The organism is Pelomonas margarita, from assembly GCF_043555875.1.
Taxonomy (GTDB): Bacteria; Pseudomonadota; Gammaproteobacteria; order Burkholderiales; family Burkholderiaceae_C; genus Pelomonas; species Pelomonas margarita.
The window spans coordinates 395,890-411,417 of sequence record NZ_JBIGHW010000002.1 but is presented as its reverse complement, the minus strand read 5'-3'; the positions used below and the strand labels follow the sequence as shown (position 1 = coordinate 411,417).

General features: G+C 70.8%; 16 protein-coding genes. 8 read left to right on the top strand and 8 right to left on the bottom strand.

The window, feature by feature from the left end:
• Positions 1-11: 11 nt before the first annotated feature.
• Positions 12-1,511 carry a sensor domain-containing diguanylate cyclase gene (locus ACG0Z3_RS05470; protein WP_394396045.1) on the top strand — a complete coding sequence of 500 codons (1,500 nt, stop codon included), beginning with the start codon at positions 12-14 and terminating at the stop codon, positions 1,509-1,511.
• A 12-nt stretch (positions 1,512-1,523) separates the two neighbouring features.
• Here the strand turns inward: ACG0Z3_RS05470 and ACG0Z3_RS05465 are convergent, their stop codons facing one another.
• Positions 1,524-3,515, bottom strand: a complete 1,992-nt coding sequence (locus ACG0Z3_RS05465) for a cation:proton antiporter domain-containing protein (protein WP_394396043.1) — start codon at positions 3,513-3,515, stop codon at positions 1,524-1,526.
• Positions 3,516-3,699: 184 nt separating this feature from the next.
• Between ACG0Z3_RS05465 and ACG0Z3_RS05460 the strand changes: the two genes are divergently transcribed.
• Positions 3,700-4,971 carry a Glu/Leu/Phe/Val family dehydrogenase gene (locus tag ACG0Z3_RS05460; RefSeq protein WP_394396042.1) on the top strand — a complete coding sequence of 424 codons (1,272 nt, stop codon included), beginning with the start codon at positions 3,700-3,702 and terminating at the stop codon, positions 4,969-4,971.
• Positions 4,972-5,023: 52 nt separating this feature from the next.
• Here ACG0Z3_RS05460 and ACG0Z3_RS05455 read toward each other — a convergent pair whose 3' ends face one another.
• Positions 5,024-5,467: an OsmC family protein gene (locus tag ACG0Z3_RS05455; RefSeq protein ID WP_394396040.1), complete on the bottom strand. Its 444-nt coding sequence runs from the start codon at positions 5,465-5,467 to the stop codon at positions 5,024-5,026.
• Between the two features lie 108 nt (positions 5,468-5,575).
• On the opposite strand from ACG0Z3_RS05455, the gene ACG0Z3_RS05450 reads away from it, so the two are divergent.
• The 4 genes from ACG0Z3_RS05450 to ACG0Z3_RS05435 all read left to right on the top strand — a co-directional run bounded on the left by ACG0Z3_RS05450 (position 5,576) and on the right by ACG0Z3_RS05435 (position 9,776).
• The gene (locus tag ACG0Z3_RS05450) at positions 5,576-6,133 is read left to right on the top strand and encodes a DUF2242 domain-containing protein (RefSeq protein WP_394396039.1); all 558 of its coding nucleotides are present in this window, start codon (positions 5,576-5,578) and stop codon (positions 6,131-6,133) included.
• Between the two features lie 316 nt (positions 6,134-6,449).
• Positions 6,450-8,423, top strand: coding sequence for a methyl-accepting chemotaxis protein (locus tag ACG0Z3_RS05445; RefSeq protein ID WP_394396037.1), 1,974 nt, complete (start codon positions 6,450-6,452; stop codon positions 8,421-8,423).
• Positions 8,424-8,457: 34 nt separating this feature from the next.
• Entirely contained in the window at positions 8,458-9,120 is a 663-nt protein-coding gene (locus ACG0Z3_RS05440; protein WP_394396036.1) for a hypothetical protein, read from the top strand.
• On the top strand, positions 9,117-9,776 hold the full coding sequence (locus tag ACG0Z3_RS05435) for a phosphatase PAP2 family protein (protein ID WP_394396034.1): 660 nt from the start codon (positions 9,117-9,119) through the stop codon (positions 9,774-9,776). Before ACG0Z3_RS05440 ends, ACG0Z3_RS05435 begins: the two co-directional genes overlap by 4 nt.
• Positions 9,777-9,847: 71 nt before the next feature.
• Here ACG0Z3_RS05435 and ACG0Z3_RS05430 read toward each other — a convergent pair whose 3' ends face one another.
• From ACG0Z3_RS05430 to ACG0Z3_RS05405, 6 genes are all read right to left on the bottom strand, one after another.
• The gene (locus ACG0Z3_RS05430; protein ID WP_394396031.1) at positions 9,848-11,107 is read right to left on the bottom strand and encodes an RNA polymerase sigma factor; all 1,260 of its coding nucleotides are present in this window, start codon (positions 11,105-11,107) and stop codon (positions 9,848-9,850) included.
• A 4-nt stretch (positions 11,108-11,111) separates the two neighbouring features.
• Entirely contained in the window at positions 11,112-11,597 is a 486-nt protein-coding gene (locus tag ACG0Z3_RS05425; protein ID WP_394396028.1) for a VOC family protein, read from the bottom strand.
• 10 nt (positions 11,598-11,607) lie between these two features.
• On the bottom strand, positions 11,608-12,009 hold the full coding sequence (locus ACG0Z3_RS05420; RefSeq protein ID WP_394396025.1) for a VOC family protein: 402 nt from the start codon (positions 12,007-12,009) through the stop codon (positions 11,608-11,610).
• A 17-nt stretch (positions 12,010-12,026) separates the two neighbouring features.
• Positions 12,027-12,470 (bottom strand): SRPBCC domain-containing protein, encoded by a 444-nt coding sequence (locus ACG0Z3_RS05415; RefSeq protein WP_394396024.1) that lies wholly within the window; start codon positions 12,468-12,470, stop codon positions 12,027-12,029.
• Between the two features lie 10 nt (positions 12,471-12,480).
• Positions 12,481-12,885 (bottom strand): YciI family protein, encoded by a 405-nt coding sequence (locus tag ACG0Z3_RS05410; RefSeq protein WP_394396022.1) that lies wholly within the window; start codon positions 12,883-12,885, stop codon positions 12,481-12,483.
• Between the two features lie 142 nt (positions 12,886-13,027).
• Positions 13,028-13,375 (bottom strand): YciI family protein, encoded by a 348-nt coding sequence (locus tag ACG0Z3_RS05405; protein ID WP_394396021.1) that lies wholly within the window; start codon positions 13,373-13,375, stop codon positions 13,028-13,030.
• Between the two features lie 113 nt (positions 13,376-13,488).
• Here ACG0Z3_RS05405 and ACG0Z3_RS05400 point away from each other — a divergent pair, with 113 nt between their 5' ends.
• Positions 13,489-15,171, top strand: a complete 1,683-nt coding sequence (locus tag ACG0Z3_RS05400) for an ATP-binding protein (RefSeq protein WP_394396017.1) — start codon at positions 13,489-13,491, stop codon at positions 15,169-15,171.
• A gap of 47 nt (positions 15,172-15,218) precedes the next feature.
• The gene (locus tag ACG0Z3_RS05395) at positions 15,219-15,527 is read left to right on the top strand and encodes a YkgJ family cysteine cluster protein (RefSeq protein ID WP_394396015.1); all 309 of its coding nucleotides are present in this window, start codon (positions 15,219-15,221) and stop codon (positions 15,525-15,527) included.
• Position 15,528: the final 1 nt, after the last annotated feature.

The window sequence follows — 15,528 nt, the reverse complement described above, 5'->3', positions numbered from 1 at the left end:
GTTCAGCTGACATGCATCCCCTCTTGGCCACCCTCATGCAAACCGTGCTGCTGACCTTGCCGGCACTGGCGCTGGGTGGCGCCGGCGTGATGCTGCAGTGGCCGGCCATGGTCACGCTGGTGGTGGTCGGCGTGGCTGCCTACGCACCGCCTGCCATCGCCTACGTGCGCAGTGGCCGCCAGCGCGCCGACATGGCGAGGCGCGCCGATGAGTTGCTGCAGGCCCTCATCGACGCCCTGCCCGACCCCGTCCACATCAAGCAGCGCGGCGGCGCCTACGTCATGGTCAACGAGGCCTTCGCTCAGTACCACGGCATCAGCCGGGAGGCGGTGCTCGCTGCCGGGCTGGGCGACGGACTGTGTGGCCGCGCCAACCATGCGCTGTCCATGGCCGAAGACGAGCAGGTCCTGGCCGGCGCGGAGGTGGTCAAGGAGGAGCACACCACCCGACAGCACACGGGCGAGGAGGTCTTCCGCATCATCTCCAAGCGCCGCTGCCTGGACATGGCGGGCCAGCCTGTCGTCGTCGGCATCGACCACCACGTTACGCCGTGGCGGCTAGCCGAGCGCGAGCTCAAGCAGGCGCTGGAACGCGAGCAGGTGATGCGCGCGCGCACCGAGCAGTTCGTGCAGGACCTGATCGACCTGCTGCCCGACGCCATCCACATCAAGGCTGCCGACAGTCGGCTGCTGATGGTGAACGCGGCCGCCGCGCGCATTCGCCAGAAGAGCAAGCAGGAGCTGATCGGCCTGAACGGCCGGGACCTTGCCCCACACCCGGCGGTGGGCGAGCTCTCCATCAGCGAGGACCAGCGCGTGCTGGCCGGCGAGGAGATCCTCAAGGAGGAGTGCGGCACCGCGCCCGTCAGCGGCGAGGAGTACCACCGCATCGTGCTCAAGCGGCGCTGCATCAATGTCGATGGCAAGCCGGTCGTGGTCTCCATCCAGCATTACGTGACCGAGTGGCGGCTGGCCGAACGCGAGCTGCGCCGCCTGGCTCAAGAGGACGCGCTCACGGGCATCGCCAACCGTCGCTGCTTCAGCACCGAGGCCGAGCGCGCCATGCACGCCGCGGAACGCCTCGGCCACCCGGTGTCCCTGCTGCTGCTGGACGTCGACCATTTCAAGGCCATCAACGACAACCACGGGCACAACGTCGGCGACGAAGTGTTGGTCGAGCTGGCGCGGCGCCTGTGCGAGGTGCTGCGCAAGTCCGACCTGCCGGGGCGCTGGGGCGGCGAGGAGTTCATCGCGCTGCTGCACGGCGATACGGTGGCCGCGCTGGGCGTGGCTGAGCGGCTGCGTCAAGCCGTGGCGGACACGCCCTTCACCACCTCGCGCGGGCCGCTCACCGTCACGGTCAGCGGCGGCTGCGCCAGCCGTCGGGCGGGTGAGCAGCTGTCGGCCCTGGTGGGCAGGGCCGACAAGGCGCTCTACGCCGCCAAACATCAGGGACGCAACCGCATGCTGGACGCCACCAGCGCCGCCGACAGCGGCCCGGCGCCGTTGTAGGGCCGCGCCCTGTCACGACTTCAGCAGCTTCTCCTCGGCCAGCGCCAGCGCGGCCGGCGTGCCGCTGATGACCAGCGTGTCTCCACCGGCCAGCAGAGCGCCGTCCACCCGCTGCCCCTTCCCGTCTGCACGGCGCAGCGACACAACCGCCACGTCCAATGCATGCAGCGCCAGGTCATCCAGCGGGCACCCGGCATGCGCCGACGCCGTGGGCAATGTGACGGAGGACAGGCGGGCCTGCTCGATCTCGTCCACCGTGTCGTCGTCCGCGCCATGGAAGTAGCCACGCAGCAGGCCGTAGCGCTTGTCGCGCGCGTCGCGCGTGATGCGGATGACGCGGCGCATCGGCACGCCCACCAGCGCCAGCGCGTGCGACGCCAGCATCAGCGAGCCCTCGATGGCCTCGGGCACCACCTCGGTCGCGCCGGCTGCCTTGAGGCGCTCCAGGTCGCTGTCGTCGATGGTGCGCACCACCACCGGCACGCGCGGCGCGTGGGCACGCACCAGGTCCAGGATCTTCAGCGCCGACGGCGTGTCGTGATAGCTGACGACGACGGCGCTGGCCCGCGCCAGGCCCGCCGCCATCAGGCTCTGCACCTTGGCCGCATCGCCGAACACGACGCTCTGGCCGGCGGCGGCAGCCTGGCGCACGCGGTCGGGGTCCAGGTCCAGCGCCATGTAGGGGATGTGCTCACCGTCCAACAGACGCGCCAGGTTTTGCCCCGAGCGGCCGTAGCCGCAGATGATGACGTGGGCCTCGGCCTTGATGCTCTTCTTGGCGATGGTGGTCAGCTGTACCGACTGCATCAGCCAGTCGCTGCTGGACAGCTTCATGACGATGCGGTTGCTGTACAGGATGAGCAGCGGCGTGGCCAGCATGGACAGCACCATGCTCGCCAGCACCGGGCTGACCCAGTGCGGCGCGATGAGCTGGTGCTGCGCGCCCAGCGTCAGCAGCACGAAGCCGAACTCGCCCGCCTGCGCCAGGTACAGGCCCGTGCGCAGCGCCACGCCCGGCGGCGTGCGGAACAGCCGCGCCAGGCCGGCGATGAGCGCGAACTTGGCCACCACCGGCAGCGCCGTCAGCGCGATGACCAGCCACCAACTGTCTACCAGCGGGCGCCAGTCCAGCTTCATGCCGATGGTGATGAAGAACAGGCCCAGCAGCACGTCGTGGAAGGGCCGGATGTCGGTCTCCACCTGGTGGCGGTACTCGGTCTCCGAGATCAGCATGCCGGCCACGAACGCGCCCAGTGCCAGGCTCAGGCCGGCGTGCTCCGTCAGCCAGGCCAGGCCCAGCGTGACCAGCAGCAGGTTGAGCATGAACAGCTCGTCGCTCTTGCGCCGCGCCACCAGCGTCAGCCACCATCGCATGAGCTTCTGGCCGCCATACAGCAGCACGCCCAGCAGCACGATGGCCTTGAGCGCCGCCCAAGCCAGCGCCTCGGCCATCTGGCCGCCGCTGCTGTTCAGCGCCGGGATCAGCACCAGCAAGGGCACGACGGCCAAGTCCTGGAACAGCAGCACACCCATGACCAGCTTGCCGTGCGGGCTTTCCAGCTCCAGCCGCTCGGCCATCAGCTTGACGACGATGGCCGTGGAACTCATGGCCATGGCGGCACCCAGCACCAGCGCTCCCTCCCACTGCAGCTCCCACAAGCCGCCGAGCAGCGCGTAGCCGGCGATCAGCAGCGTGTTGCCGGCGATCGCCCCGGCAATGGTGAGCACGACCTGCGACATGCCCAGCCCGAACACCGCCGTCTTCAGCGCGCGCAGCTTGGGCAGGTTGAACTCCAGCCCGATGGCGAACATCAGGAACACCACACCGAACTCGGCCAGGTACTGGATGCCGGCCGAGTCCTGCGCGAACGCGAGCGCATTGGGGCCGATCAGCACGCCCACCACCAGGTAGCCCAGCATGGGCGGCAGCTTCAGGGAACGGCAAACAACGACGCCCAGCACGGCGGCGACGAGATAGAGCAGGGCAAGGTCGAGCGAGGTCACCGAGCGATGGTATGCGGGCGCTGCGCGGCGGCCACGCGGACCTGTCTGCTCGCGCAATTCCTCACGGTTTCACGAGGCTCATGCATTGCTTGCATGAGCGCATGACCACTTGGCTAGACAAGCTGTTGAGACGAAGCCACCCTTCGCGCTACCGTTCGCCCCACTCAAAGTTACGGAGCGTTTCATGCCCAACCTGTCCTTCGTCTCGCCCACGCGCAACAGCCCGTGGGGGACTTATCTGTCCCAGATCGACGCTGTGGAGCCCTACCTGGGCCACCTGGGCCGCTGGGTCGAGACGCTGCGCCGCCCCAAGCGCGCGCTGATCGTGGACATCCCCATCGAGCTGGACAACGGCACCATCGCCCACTACGAGGGCTACCGCGTGCAGCACAGCCTGACGCGCGGCCCGGGCAAGGGCGGCGTGCGCTACCACCCGGACGTCACGCTGGAAGAAGTGATGGCGCTGTCGGCCTGGATGACCATCAAGAACGCGGCGGTCAACCTGCCCTACGGCGGCGCCAAGGGCGGCATCCGGCTGGACCCGGCGCTGCTGTCGATGAAAGAGCTGGAGAAGGTGACGCGCCGGTACACCAGCGAGATCGGCATCATCATCGGCCCGCAGCAGGACATCCCCGCGCCGGACGTGAACACCAACGGCAAGATCATGGCCTGGATGATGGACACCTACTCGATGAACACCGGCGCCACGGCGACCGGCGTCGTCACGGGCAAGCCCATCGAGCTGGGCGGTTCGCTGGGCCGTGTGGCCGCCACCGGCCGCGGCGTGTTCGTCGTGGGCCGTGAGGCGATGCGCCGCCTGAACATCAACATGGAAGGCGCCCGCGTCGCCGTGCAGGGCTTCGGCAACGTCGGCTCCATCGCCGCCAAGCTGTTCGCCGCCAACGGCGCCAAGATCGTCGCCGTGCAGGACCACACCGGCACGCTGGTCAACAGCAACGGCTTCGACATGGCCGACCTGCTGGACCACGTGGCCAAGACGCGCGGCGTGGCCGGCTTCAAGGGCGGCGACATGATCGCCAACGAGGACTTCTGGGACGTCAAAAGCGACGTGCTGATCCCCGCCGCGCTGGAAGGCCAGATCACCGCCGAGCGCGCCAAGCGCATCACCACCCGCCTGGTGCTGGAAGGCGCGAACGGCCCGACCACGCCCGACGGCGAGGCCGTGCTGGCCGACCGCGGCATCGTCGTCGTGCCCGACGTGATCGCCAACGCCGGCGGCGTGACGGTGTCCTACTTCGAGTGGGTGCAGGACTTCTCGTCCTTCTTCTGGACCGAGGACGAGATCAACCTGCGCCTGGACAAGATCATGATCGGCGCGTTCAAGCACATCTGGGAAACGGGCGAGCAGCACAAGATCCCGCTGCGCACCGCCGCCTTCACGGTGGCCTGCACGCGGGTGCTGCAGGCGCGCGAGGAGCGCGGCCTGTACCCCTGAGCCGCCGGCCTCGTCCCAGCCGCCAGCCCGCCCCGTGCGGGCTTTTTTGTCCTCAGCCCTTCAGCAAGGCGCCCGTACCGTCCAGCACGCGCAGCGCCACGGGGATGGCGCCCGCCACGCTCTGCGTGACGGTGCAGTAGTCCTCGAAGGTGTCGAGCACGCGCTGCAGATGGGGCAACTCGGCCGCCGGGCGGCCCAGGTGCAGGTCCACCGCCAGGCCCAGCACCCGCATGCGGTTGCGCTCGTTGCGGCCAACCGTCGCCTTCACGTCGGTGCGCAAGGTGCCCGGGTCATCCTTGTACTTCTGGCAGGCGAACAGCAGTGACGCACTCAGGCAGTTGCCCACGGCCGACGCCAGCAATTCGACGGGGTCGGGCCCCTGGCCCGTGCCCAGCGGCGCGGGCTCATCGGACAGCAGCACGGGGATGCCCGGGCCATAGCGGTGTTCGAACTGGTAGCCCTGGCGCTGGGTCAGGGTGACGCTGGGTTGATCCATGGAGCCTCCGGGGTGGGCGGCCATTCTCGGCGCAGCGCCTGTCATCGGCCGGGCCGCGCGGCCCGTTGCGTCACGGCCCCTCTTTGGCGGCGCTGAATAATGCACCCCATGCCACGTCTGCTTTCGTTGTTCCTGCCCCTGCTGCTCACCGCCCTGCTGGCGGGCTGTGGCGGCCTGCCCAAGGCAGCCGACAAGTCCAAGAAGGTCTACCAGGGGGAGAGCTTCGCCGCCGAGGAGACCTTCTCGCGCCTGTTCGACGCCGGGGTGGACGACACCTGCGAGGCCGCGCGCCGCGCGCTGCTGAGCCAGGGCTACGTCATCAGCAAGGCCGCCAGCGGCATGGTGCAGGGCGCCAAGCGCTTCCAGCCCGAGGGCGAGGTGCATGTGGAGATCGGCTTCAACGTCGTCTGCGTGGGCGACGGCCCCAAGCAGCAGGTCGCCACCGCCTACGTCAGCGCCCAGCAGGACCGCTACGTGCTGAAGAAGAACGCGCAGGCCGCCAGCCTGGGCGTCAGCGCGCTGGGCTCCATCTCGGTGCCGCTGTCGTCCACCGAGGACTCGCTGGTCAAGGTGGCTTCCGAGACCATCCCGGCCGGCGAGTTCTACGACCGCTTCTTCACGCTGATGGGCCGGATGCTGCGCGAGAACACCAGCGACCCCCGGTGACGCGCAGCCTGCTCTGCACGCTGATGCTGGGCGGCCTCCATCGACGGCCAGGACGCCGGCTTCGCGGTCAGCGCCCCTGAACCGCACGACGCACCGAGCCGGCCCAGTGCAATCGATGCACAACCACAGCGGCACAAATCCACACCGCCGGCGACAACTGCGCCAAACGACGCCGTTGCCCGTCATTTTTGACGGAACACTCGCGTCCATGCGGCGCAGCAATGCCCGCAGCATCCGCTCACAGAGGCGGTCTTGAGAACGTTTGGCACCCGCGCCGCAGGCCGTGTGCCGTGTGCCGTCGTTTTGGATAACCATCATGTTCACCCCCAACGCTCACCGGCAGGCCAAGCCCGCCAGCACGCCTCTCTGGGCCCGCTTCGGCGTGTCCTGGTTCCGCAACATGCGTTTCACGGCCAAGGCCACCGTGATCCTGCTGTTCCTGTTGGTGCCCATCCTCGTGACCTCGTGGATGCTGGTCTCGGACCGCCGGGCCGCCATTGCCGCCACCCAGCTGGAGCGTGACGGCCTGCGCGGCATCCAGCTGGCGATGCCGGCGCTGGACGCCACCCAGTTGCTGCGCCGCGCACTGGTCGACCAGGCCAACGGCAAGGACAGGCCCGACCTGGCCGAGCTGCGCCAGCGCTTCAAGGCCGCCATGGATGCACTCGCCCAGGACGGCAAACCGCTGCTGGACACCCTGCCCGACCCAGGCACCAAGCACTGGCAGGCCCTGGTCGCGGCGCGCCAGGCGGCCGACGGCCAGCCCGGCGGGCTGAACGCGGCGGAAGTGCGCAAGCCCTACGTCGAGATCAGCGCGCAGCTGGGCGCGCTGATTTCGCACCTGGTCGACGTCAGCGGCCTCGCGCTGGACCCGGAGGGCGACAGCTACTACCTGATGAACATCGGCACCGTGCACCTGCCCGACCTGCTGGAAGGCCTGGGCCTCACGCGGGCCGCGCTGGCCGGTCTCGCTGCCGACACGCAGAACGCCCGCCTCACCGCGCAGGCAGCCGCCCGGCTGGCCGTGGACAAGAAACTGCTGGAGACGGTGGAGTCCGAGCTGGCGCGTGTCACCGAATTCAATCCCGCGTTACCGGTGGCGCAGCACCTGGCCCACATCAAGCCTGTCAAGGACTTGCTCGCGCAGATGACGCCGCTGGTCATGCAGCAGGCGGCCGAGCTGCCCGCGCCGGCCGAGATCGTCCGGCAAAGCTCTGCCGCCATCGAGGCGCTGGGCGCGCTGCAGCGCGACGTGGCCAAAGAGCTGGACGGCCTGCTGCAGGCCCGTGAAGACCGGCTCGTGTCGCGCATCACGCTCGCCATCGCCGCAGTCAGCGTGCTGGTGCTGGGCGGGCTGTACTTCTTCTACTGCTTCTACCTGTCGATGACCTCCGGCATGCGCACGCTGACCCGCCGCATGCATGCGATGGCCACTGGCGACCTGACCGACACGCTGGACCCCAAGGGCCGCGATGAGACCGCCGACCTGCTGCGCTCGTTGGCCGAGATGCAGACCTCGCTGCGCGGCACCGTGCACGACGTGCGCCAGGCGGCCGACGCCATCATCCTGTCCTCGCAGGAAGTGGCGGCCGGCAGCATGGACCTGTCGCAGCGCACCGAGCAGGCCGCCGCCAACCTGGAGGAAACGGCCTCCGCGATGGAAGAGATCAGCGCCACCGTGGCCAACACCACCGACGGCGCCGGCCAGGCCGCCAATGCCGCGGCCAGCAACGTTCAGCTGGCCCATCGCGGCGGCGAGGTCATCGCGCAGGTCGTGGGCACCATGTCAGGCATCGAGACCTCCAGCCGGCGCATCGGCGAGATCATCGGCGTCATCGACAGCATCGCCTTCCAGACCAACATCCTCGCGCTGAACGCCGCCGTCGAGGCCGCCCGCGCGGGCGAGCAGGGCCGGGGCTTCGCCGTCGTCGCCAGCGAGGTTCGCGGCCTGGCCCAGCGCAGCGCCGAAGCCGCCCGCGAGATCAAGCAGCTCATCCTCGAAAGCGGCGAGCGCGTGGACGGCGGGCAGAAGATCGTCGCCGAGGCCGGCACCACCATCCGCGCCATCGTGGACAGCACCCGCCAGGTGGGCGAGCTGCTGGGCAACATTGCCAGCGGCGCCCGCGAGCAGGCCCAGGGCATCTCGCAGGTCGGCACCGCCATCCAGGAGCTGGACCAGATGACCCAGCAGAACGCCGCCCTCGTGGAGCAGACGGCCGCCGCCGCCAGCGCCATGCGCCAGCACGCCGAGCAACTGGCCACGGCCGTGGGCGTGTTCCGGCTGCCCTGAGCGGCCTGGCCGGCGGTGTAGATTCGCGGCCGCCATGAACCGCCTGCTGTCCGAACTGCACCGCCTCTACCCGCCCGCGCCGCCGGGCCACACCCGCACCCTGTTGCTGGAGCTGGCCCGGCCCGCCGACTGGGCCGCGCTGGGCCCGCTGTGGCGCGGCGTGCAGGCCGACCTCGCCCTGCCCGCCCCCGCCATTGCCGTGTCGGGCACCGATGGGCTGCAGCTGTGGTTCTCGCTGCAGCAGCCCGTGGCCAGCGCCCGCGCGGGCGTCTTCCTGGCCGGGCTGCAGGCCCGCTACCTGGCCGATGTCGCCCCCGCGCGGCTGCGCCTGCTGACTGACGGCCCCCTGCCCCCCATGCCGGCGCAGGACGCCACCAGCGGCAACTGGTCCGCCTTCATCGCGCCCGACCTGGCCCCCGTCTTCGCCGACACGCCCTGGCTGGACATCCCGCCCGGCGCCGACGGCCAGGCTGACCTGCTGGGCCGGCTGGCCGGCATTCCGCCCGCCGCCTTCGACGCGGCGCTGCAGGCGCTGCAACCGGCCACACTGCCCGTGGCCACGGCACCCCGCGCACCAGCCGCACCGGCAGGTGGCGACGTCGACCCTCGGCAGTTCCTGCAGCGCGTGCTGAACGACGAGTCCGCACCGCTGGCGCTGCGCGTGGACGCGGCCCGCACGCTGCTGCTGCACCCGTGAGCGCCGCCCCGACCGGCGGCCGCCGTCAGCGCGCGCCGGCCCTGGCCCTGGCCGCGCTCGCACTGTTCGCCGCCTTTGCCACCGCCATGCACCTCGGCCTCACCGCCGGGGCCGACCACGCCCTGCTGCACCTCACCCAGCAATGGCGCGCCACCCATCCGGCGCTGGAGCGCGCCATGCACGACTTGAGCAGCCTCGGCGGCACGCCGGTGCTGACACTGGCCACGCTGCTGGCCGCCGGCTACCTTTGCAGCCTGGGCCGCGCGGCGCGCGCGGCGGCCGTCGTCGGCGCCATGGTCAGCGGCGTGCTGGTGCTGAACCTGCTGAAGGCCGGTTTCGAGCGCGCCCGGCCCGACCCCGCCCTCGCGGCCCTGGCGCAGGAAGGCCTGAGCTTCCCCAGCGGCCACGCCAGCATGTCGGGGGTGTTCTACCTGACACTGGGCGTGCTGCTCGCGCAGCGCCACGGCCGGCGGCCGCAGCGGCTGTTCCTGCTGGGCGCGGCGGCGCTGCTGGCGGGGCTGATCGGCGCCAGCCGCGTGGTGCTGGGCGTGCACTGGGCCAGCGACGTGCTGGCCGGCTGGGCCTTCGGCGCGGGCTGGGCCGCGCTGTGGTTCTACCTGGCCACGCGGCTGCGCGACGCGCGACGGCCGCACTGACACCCTGCTTAAACAGGGTGTGAACGGCTCAGCCAGCGTGTTCTTCGGTGAGCCTATCCAAGGCCTCCAGGTCAGTTGGCCAGGCGCGTCGCCCGCTCTAACAGCAGCGCGCGCTGCACCTCGTTGTCCTGCAGCGCTGCGGCGCGCAGATACGCCTCGCGGGCATCACCGACGCGGCCCAGGCGCTCCAGCACGTCGGCCTGGGCGCCGGCCAGGTACGGGTAGCGCTTGAGCTGCGGCTCGGCCGCCAGTGCATCCAGCAGCGGCAGCGCGGCCGCCGGGCCGTCGGCGACGCTGACGGCCAGAGCGCGGTTCAGCGCGATGACGGGCGACGGGTTCAGCGCCAGCAGGCGGTCGTAGCCCTGCACGATGGCGCGCCAGTCAGTGTCCTCGGCGCGCGCCGCACGGGCATGGCAGGACGCGATGGACGCCTGCAGCGTGTACGGCCCGGGCTCGCCCAGGGCCAGGGCTTGCGTGAGCGCCGTCAGGCCGCGCTGGATGAGCAGGCGGTCCCACTTGCGACGATCCTGCTCGGGCAGCAGCACGGGGCGGCCTGCGGCGTCCAGCCGCGCGGGCAGCCGTGAAGCCTGGATCTCCAGCAGCGCAGCCAGGCCGTGCACCTCGCCGTCCTGCGGCAGCAGGTGCTGCAGCTGGCGCGCCAGGCGCAGGGCTTCGTCGCACAGCGCCGGGCGCAGCAGCGTGGCGCCGCTGCCGGCACTGTGGCCCTCGTTGAAGATGAGGTAGACCACCGCCAGCACGGCGTCCAGGCGCTGCCCGCGCTCCCCGGCCGACGGCAGCTCGTAGGCCTGGCCGTGCAGCGCCTTCTTGGCGCGCACGATGCGCTGCGCGACGGTGGCCTCAGGCTGCAGGAAGGCGCGGGCGATCTCGCTCGTCTCCAGCCCGCCCAGCAGCCGCAGCGTCAGCGCCACCTGCGCGTCGCGCGGCAGCACGGGGTGGCAGGCGATGAAGATCAGGCGCAGCTGTTCGTCACCGATGGCGGCCTGGTCACGGGCGGCGTCCAGCTGTTCCGTGAAGTCGGGCACGACGTGCGTGCCGTAGGCCTCGTCGTCGGCCGCGAGGTGCTCATGCTCGCGCGCCAGCATCGCACGGCGGCGCAGCCGGTCCAGCGCCTTGTGGCGGGTGGCGGTCATCAGCCACGCGGCCGGGTTGGCGGGCTGGCCATCGCGTGGCCAGGCGTCCAGGGCGGCGATGAGGGCGTCCTGCGCACAGTCCTCGGCCTCGTCCAGGTCGTGCAGCAGCTTGGCCGCCGCACCCACGAGGCGGCTGCGCTCCAGGCGCCAGACGCCGGCGGCAATGTCGGCATGGCTCACGGCGTCATGCGCCGTCGTAGGCGCGTTGCAAGGCGGCGAGATCGATCTTCTGCATCTGCCAGATAGCCTGGAAGACGCGCTGCACACGGGCCGCGTCGGGGTCACGGATCATGTCGAACCAGGCCGCGGGGATGATCTGCCACGACAGGCCCCATGCGTCCTCCACCCAGCCGCAGGCCTTGGGCTTGCCGCCCTTGGCCTGCAGCTGTTCCCACAGGTGGTCGATCTCGGCCTGGTCCTCGCAGGCCACCATCAGCGAGAACGCTTCTGTGAGCTTGAAGTGCGGGCCGCCGTTAAACGCCGTCATCTGCTGGCCAAGCAGCTCGAACTGCACCACCATGACGCTGCCGGCCGCGCCGGGCGCGTTGTCGCCCCAGCGCTGCGTGTGAATGACCCGGCCACTGCCGAACACCTGCAGGTAGTGCGCAACGGCGTCTTCCGCGCCCTGCTCGTACCAGATGAAGGGGGTGAGCTTTTGCTGGATTCGCATGGCTGTCGCCTCAGGCAGGGCTGCCGGTCATGCAGGCCAGCTCCCAGATGTGGCCGTCCAGGTCCTCGAAGCCATGGCCGTACATGAAGTCGCCGTGGATTTGCGGCTCACGCGGCACGGCGGCGCCAGCGGCGCGTGCCTTGGCGACAAGGCTGTCCACCTGCTCGCGGCTCTCGCAGCTCAGGCACACCAGCACTTCCGTGGCGGTGGTGGCGTCCACCAGTGGCTTGCCGGTGAAGCCGCGGGCGAAGTCCTCGGTCAGCAGCATCGCGTAGAGGTTGGGGCCCAGCTCCAGGCAGGCACCCACTTCGTTGCTGAACTGCGGGTTGAAGGTGTAGCCCATCGCCTCGAAGAAAGCCCGGCTGCGCGCCAGGTCCTTGACGGGCAGGTTGACGTAGATCTGTTGGTGCATGGCAGGAGGTCGTCCGGTCAGTGGGTGGATTCGGCCAGCGCCTTCAGGCGCTGCAGCGCGCGGGGCCAGCTGTCTTGCAGGAAGGCGAGGAAGCCGTCGTTCCAGCTTTGCAGGTGCACCGTCAGCTGCGTGCCGCCGCCGGGCAGGGCGCTGAACTCGTAGCGCTCATGGGCGGGCGTGGCGGCCAGCAGGCTGTCGGCCACGGGCCGGCCTTGGCTGATCTCGCCCACCAGGCGCAGCGACAGTCGCTCGTGCAGCCGGTGCTCGTCGACAAGGGCCTCCATGCCGTTGCCGTCCGGGTCGCGGAACGCGATGCGCGCGCCCTGCGCCCACGAGCCCTCGTAGTACGAGCCCTCGCAGAAGGCGCGCGTCCAGTCGCGGTAGGCAGTTGCGTCGAACATGCAGTCCCACACGCGCGCCACGGGCGCGGCGATGATGATGTCGTAGTGCAGGTCTTGCATGCGCATCTCCTCAGGCGCCACCGATGGCCATGTCGCCACCGGGCGCGAAGTCGGCCTCCTCGTACAGCCGGCGCACCTCGATCTCACAGGCGATGCCGACAAAGGGCATCGGGAAGCGGCGGGCCCAGGCGCGGGCTTCGGCTTCGTCGCGCACCTGGATCAGCGTGTAGCCGGCGATGAGTTCCTTGGCTTCGGCGAAGGGGCCGTCGACAACCTCCACGCGGCCGTCGGCTCCGTAGCGCTGGCGCCAGCCGTCGCGGCTGGGGCGCAGGCCGGCACCGTCCAGCAGTACGCCGGCGCGGGCCATCTCGCCGTGAAAGGCGCCCATGGCCTCGAACAGCGGGGCGTACTCGGGGCCCGGTGGGTCGCCGCGCTCGCTGACGGCATTGGCGCGGACCTGGATCATGAATCGCATCGGGGGCTCTCCTGAGGTGAGACAGGCAGACGGTACGCGCTGCCTTCCAAGTCACGACGATCGAGGCATACCGGCCTCGACGACCCTCGGGAAACTACCGACCCTCCGGGCCGAGCGCCGGGCCGCCCCAAGCCGGCCCCGCTCAGGTGTAGCAGGGGCCCACGCCGCGCACTTCTACGGTAGCCCACTCTGCCGCGGGGCAGCGGGCCGCCCAGGCCAGAGCGACGGCCGGGTCGTCGGTGTCGAGCAGGAAATAGCCACCCACCATCTCCTTGGCCTCGGCGAAGGGGCCGTCCAGCACCTGCACTGCGCCGTCGCGCCGCGACAGGCGCCTGGCCGCCGTGCCCAGCGAGTTCACACCCATCAACAGGCCCTCGGCCTGCAACGTGGCGGCGAAGTCCAGCATGCGCTGGTAGGCCACCTCGCCGTCGGCACGGCCGCGTTCGGCGCGCTGGCCCAGGGGTTCGACGATGAGCAGCATCTGCGGCATGGCGGCATCCATCTTGGGTAGGAACGGGCGGCGATTCTGACGCGACATGCCCACCCGCCGCCCCGGCAGCTGGGGTGTAATCTCCCTAAGCGCGCGACTCAGCGGAGGACGTGATGGACGACATGACCCATGTCGCGATATTGCTGGTGAAGGCAGCGCCCGGGCTGCCCATCCTCGGCGCGGCCTCCGGGCACGCCAAGGTGCTGGGCTATGACCCGCTGGCGCTGCGCGACATGCCGCTGGCGCTGCTGTGCCCGGCCTGCCAGCCCGACGGCCGCGCGTCTGCCGAGCTGCTGGACGAGTTGCTGGCCCAGGTGCAGCAGGCCGGCGCCGCGAGCCTGCGCTGGACCTTCGAGACCCGCAACGGCGAGCCTCGCCTCCACGAGCTGCACCTGACGCTGAACCTGCGCGACGACGGCGCGCAGCTGGCAGTGTGCATGGTGGACATCAGCCGCATGCAGTTCGCCGAACGGCTGAACGACGCGAAGAACGAGCTGCTGGAGATGGTGGCCACCGGCCAGCCGCTCTCGCCCGTGCTGGCGCGGCTGACGGCGCTCATCGAGGCGCCGTTCGACGGCCTGTACTGCACCGTGCTGCTGCTGGATCTGGACGGCCGCCACGTACGCCCGGGCGCCGGGCCGCGCATGCCGGCCGAGTACATGCAGGCGCTGGACGGCGCCGAGATCGGCCCCACGGCGGGCTCGTGCGGCACGGCGATGTTCGACGACCGCGTGGTCATCGTCGACAACATCGCCACCCACCCTCTGTGGACGAACTACCGCGACCTGGCGCTGCCCTACGGCTTCAAGGCTTGCTGGTCGGCACCCATCCACGGGCCGGAGCGGGGGGTCATCGGCAGCTTCGCGATGTACTACCGCGAGGTGCGCCGCCCCACGACCGAGGAGCTGGCGGCGCTGCACACGGCCAGCCACCTGGCCGGCATCGCCATCGACCAGGCACGCCGCACTGAGGAGCGCCAGCGTGCCGCGCAATGGCTGGAGGAGCAGGTGCAGGCGCGCACCCGCGAGCTGCTGGCCGCGCAGGACGAGCTGGTCAACAGCCGCAAGCTGGCCGCACTGGGGCGGCTGCTGTCCGGTATCTCGCACGAGCTGAACACGCCACTGGGCAATGCGCTGCTCAGTGCCAGCGCGCTGCGCGCGGCAAGCGCCGGCTTCGCGGAACGCCTGGCGGGCGGCCAGCCGCTCAAGCGCCAGGAGCTCGCCGACTGGCTGACGCAGACCCGCGAGGGCGCCACGCTGGTGGAGCAGAACGTGGACCGCGCGCTGCGCCTGATCAGCCGCTTCCGCCAGCTCACCGACGGCAGCGGCCATGCTGAACGCGCGCGCTTCGACCTGCGCGACGCCGTGCTGCGCGCCTGGGCCCGCGTGCAATCGCGGCTGAGCGTGGAGCAGGTGCAGCTGGCCTGCGAGGTGCCCACCGGCCTGGTGCTGGACAGCTACCCCGAGGTGCTGCTGCAGGTGCTGGAGCAACTGATGGAGAACGCCTGCCTGCACGGGCTGCCGGGCCGCGCAGGCAGGCTGCTGGTCGGCGCGCGGCCGGGCGCCGACGCCCGGCTGACTCTGACGCTGCACGACAACGGCGTGGGCATGCCTGCCACCGACGTGGCCCGTGCCTGCGAGCCCTTTTTCACCACCACCTTCGGCCGCGGTGGCAGCGGGCTGGGTCTGTTCGTGGCGCACAGCCTGGTGGGCGGCATGCTGGGCGGCAGCCTGCAGCTGCAGAGCCAGCCGGGCGAGGGCACGACGGTGCGCCTGGAGCTGCCGCTGTCGCCGTAGCCGGTGCGCGGCGGGCCCGTGAAACCGGCCCGAGAATTGCGGCCTCCATGAGTGCCGCCCCCGATTGCCAGCGCTGCGGCGCCTGCTGCGCGCAGTTCCGTGTGTCCTTCTACTGGGCCGAGGCCGACGACGCCCGGGGCGGCACCGTGCCCGTGGCGCTGACGCGGCCGGTCGGCCCGCTGCACCGCTGCATGGCCGGCACCGAGACCCGCCCGGTGCGTTGCGTGGCGCTGCAGGGCGAGGTGGGGCGCGCGGTGGCCTGTGGCATCTACACGCTGCGCGCCAGCACCTGCCGCGAGGTGCAGCCCGGCGACACGCAATGCCGCAAGGCCCGCGCGGCCCACGGGCTGGGCTGAA

Coding starts and splice junctions, on each gene's coding strand:
- ACG0Z3_RS05450 (WP_394396039.1), top strand. CDS start 5,576: ATGCCACGTCTGCTTTCGTTGTTCCTGCCCCTGCTGCTCACCGCCCTG.
- ACG0Z3_RS05470 (WP_394396045.1), top strand. CDS start 12: ATGCATCCCCTCTTGGCCACCCTCATGCAAACCGTGCTGCTGACCTTG.
- ACG0Z3_RS05415 (WP_394396024.1), bottom strand. CDS start 12,470: ATGCAAGACCTGCACTACGACATCATCATCGCCGCGCCCGTGGCGCGC.
- ACG0Z3_RS05445 (WP_394396037.1), top strand. CDS start 6,450: ATGTTCACCCCCAACGCTCACCGGCAGGCCAAGCCCGCCAGCACGCCT.
- ACG0Z3_RS05425 (WP_394396028.1), bottom strand. CDS start 11,597: ATGCGAATCCAGCAAAAGCTCACCCCCTTCATCTGGTACGAGCAGGGC.
- ACG0Z3_RS05410 (WP_394396022.1), bottom strand. CDS start 12,885: ATGCGATTCATGATCCAGGTCCGCGCCAATGCCGTCAGCGAGCGCGGC.
- ACG0Z3_RS05460 (WP_394396042.1), top strand. CDS start 3,700: ATGCCCAACCTGTCCTTCGTCTCGCCCACGCGCAACAGCCCGTGGGGG.
- ACG0Z3_RS05395 (WP_394396015.1), top strand. CDS start 15,219: ATGAGTGCCGCCCCCGATTGCCAGCGCTGCGGCGCCTGCTGCGCGCAG.
- ACG0Z3_RS05440 (WP_394396036.1), top strand. CDS start 8,458: ATGAACCGCCTGCTGTCCGAACTGCACCGCCTCTACCCGCCCGCGCCG.
- ACG0Z3_RS05455 (WP_394396040.1), bottom strand. CDS start 5,467: ATGGATCAACCCAGCGTCACCCTGACCCAGCGCCAGGGCTACCAGTTC.
- ACG0Z3_RS05400 (WP_394396017.1), top strand. CDS start 13,489: ATGGACGACATGACCCATGTCGCGATATTGCTGGTGAAGGCAGCGCCC.
- ACG0Z3_RS05405 (WP_394396021.1), bottom strand. CDS start 13,375: ATGCCGCAGATGCTGCTCATCGTCGAACCCCTGGGCCAGCGCGCCGAA.
- ACG0Z3_RS05420 (WP_394396025.1), bottom strand. CDS start 12,009: ATGCACCAACAGATCTACGTCAACCTGCCCGTCAAGGACCTGGCGCGC.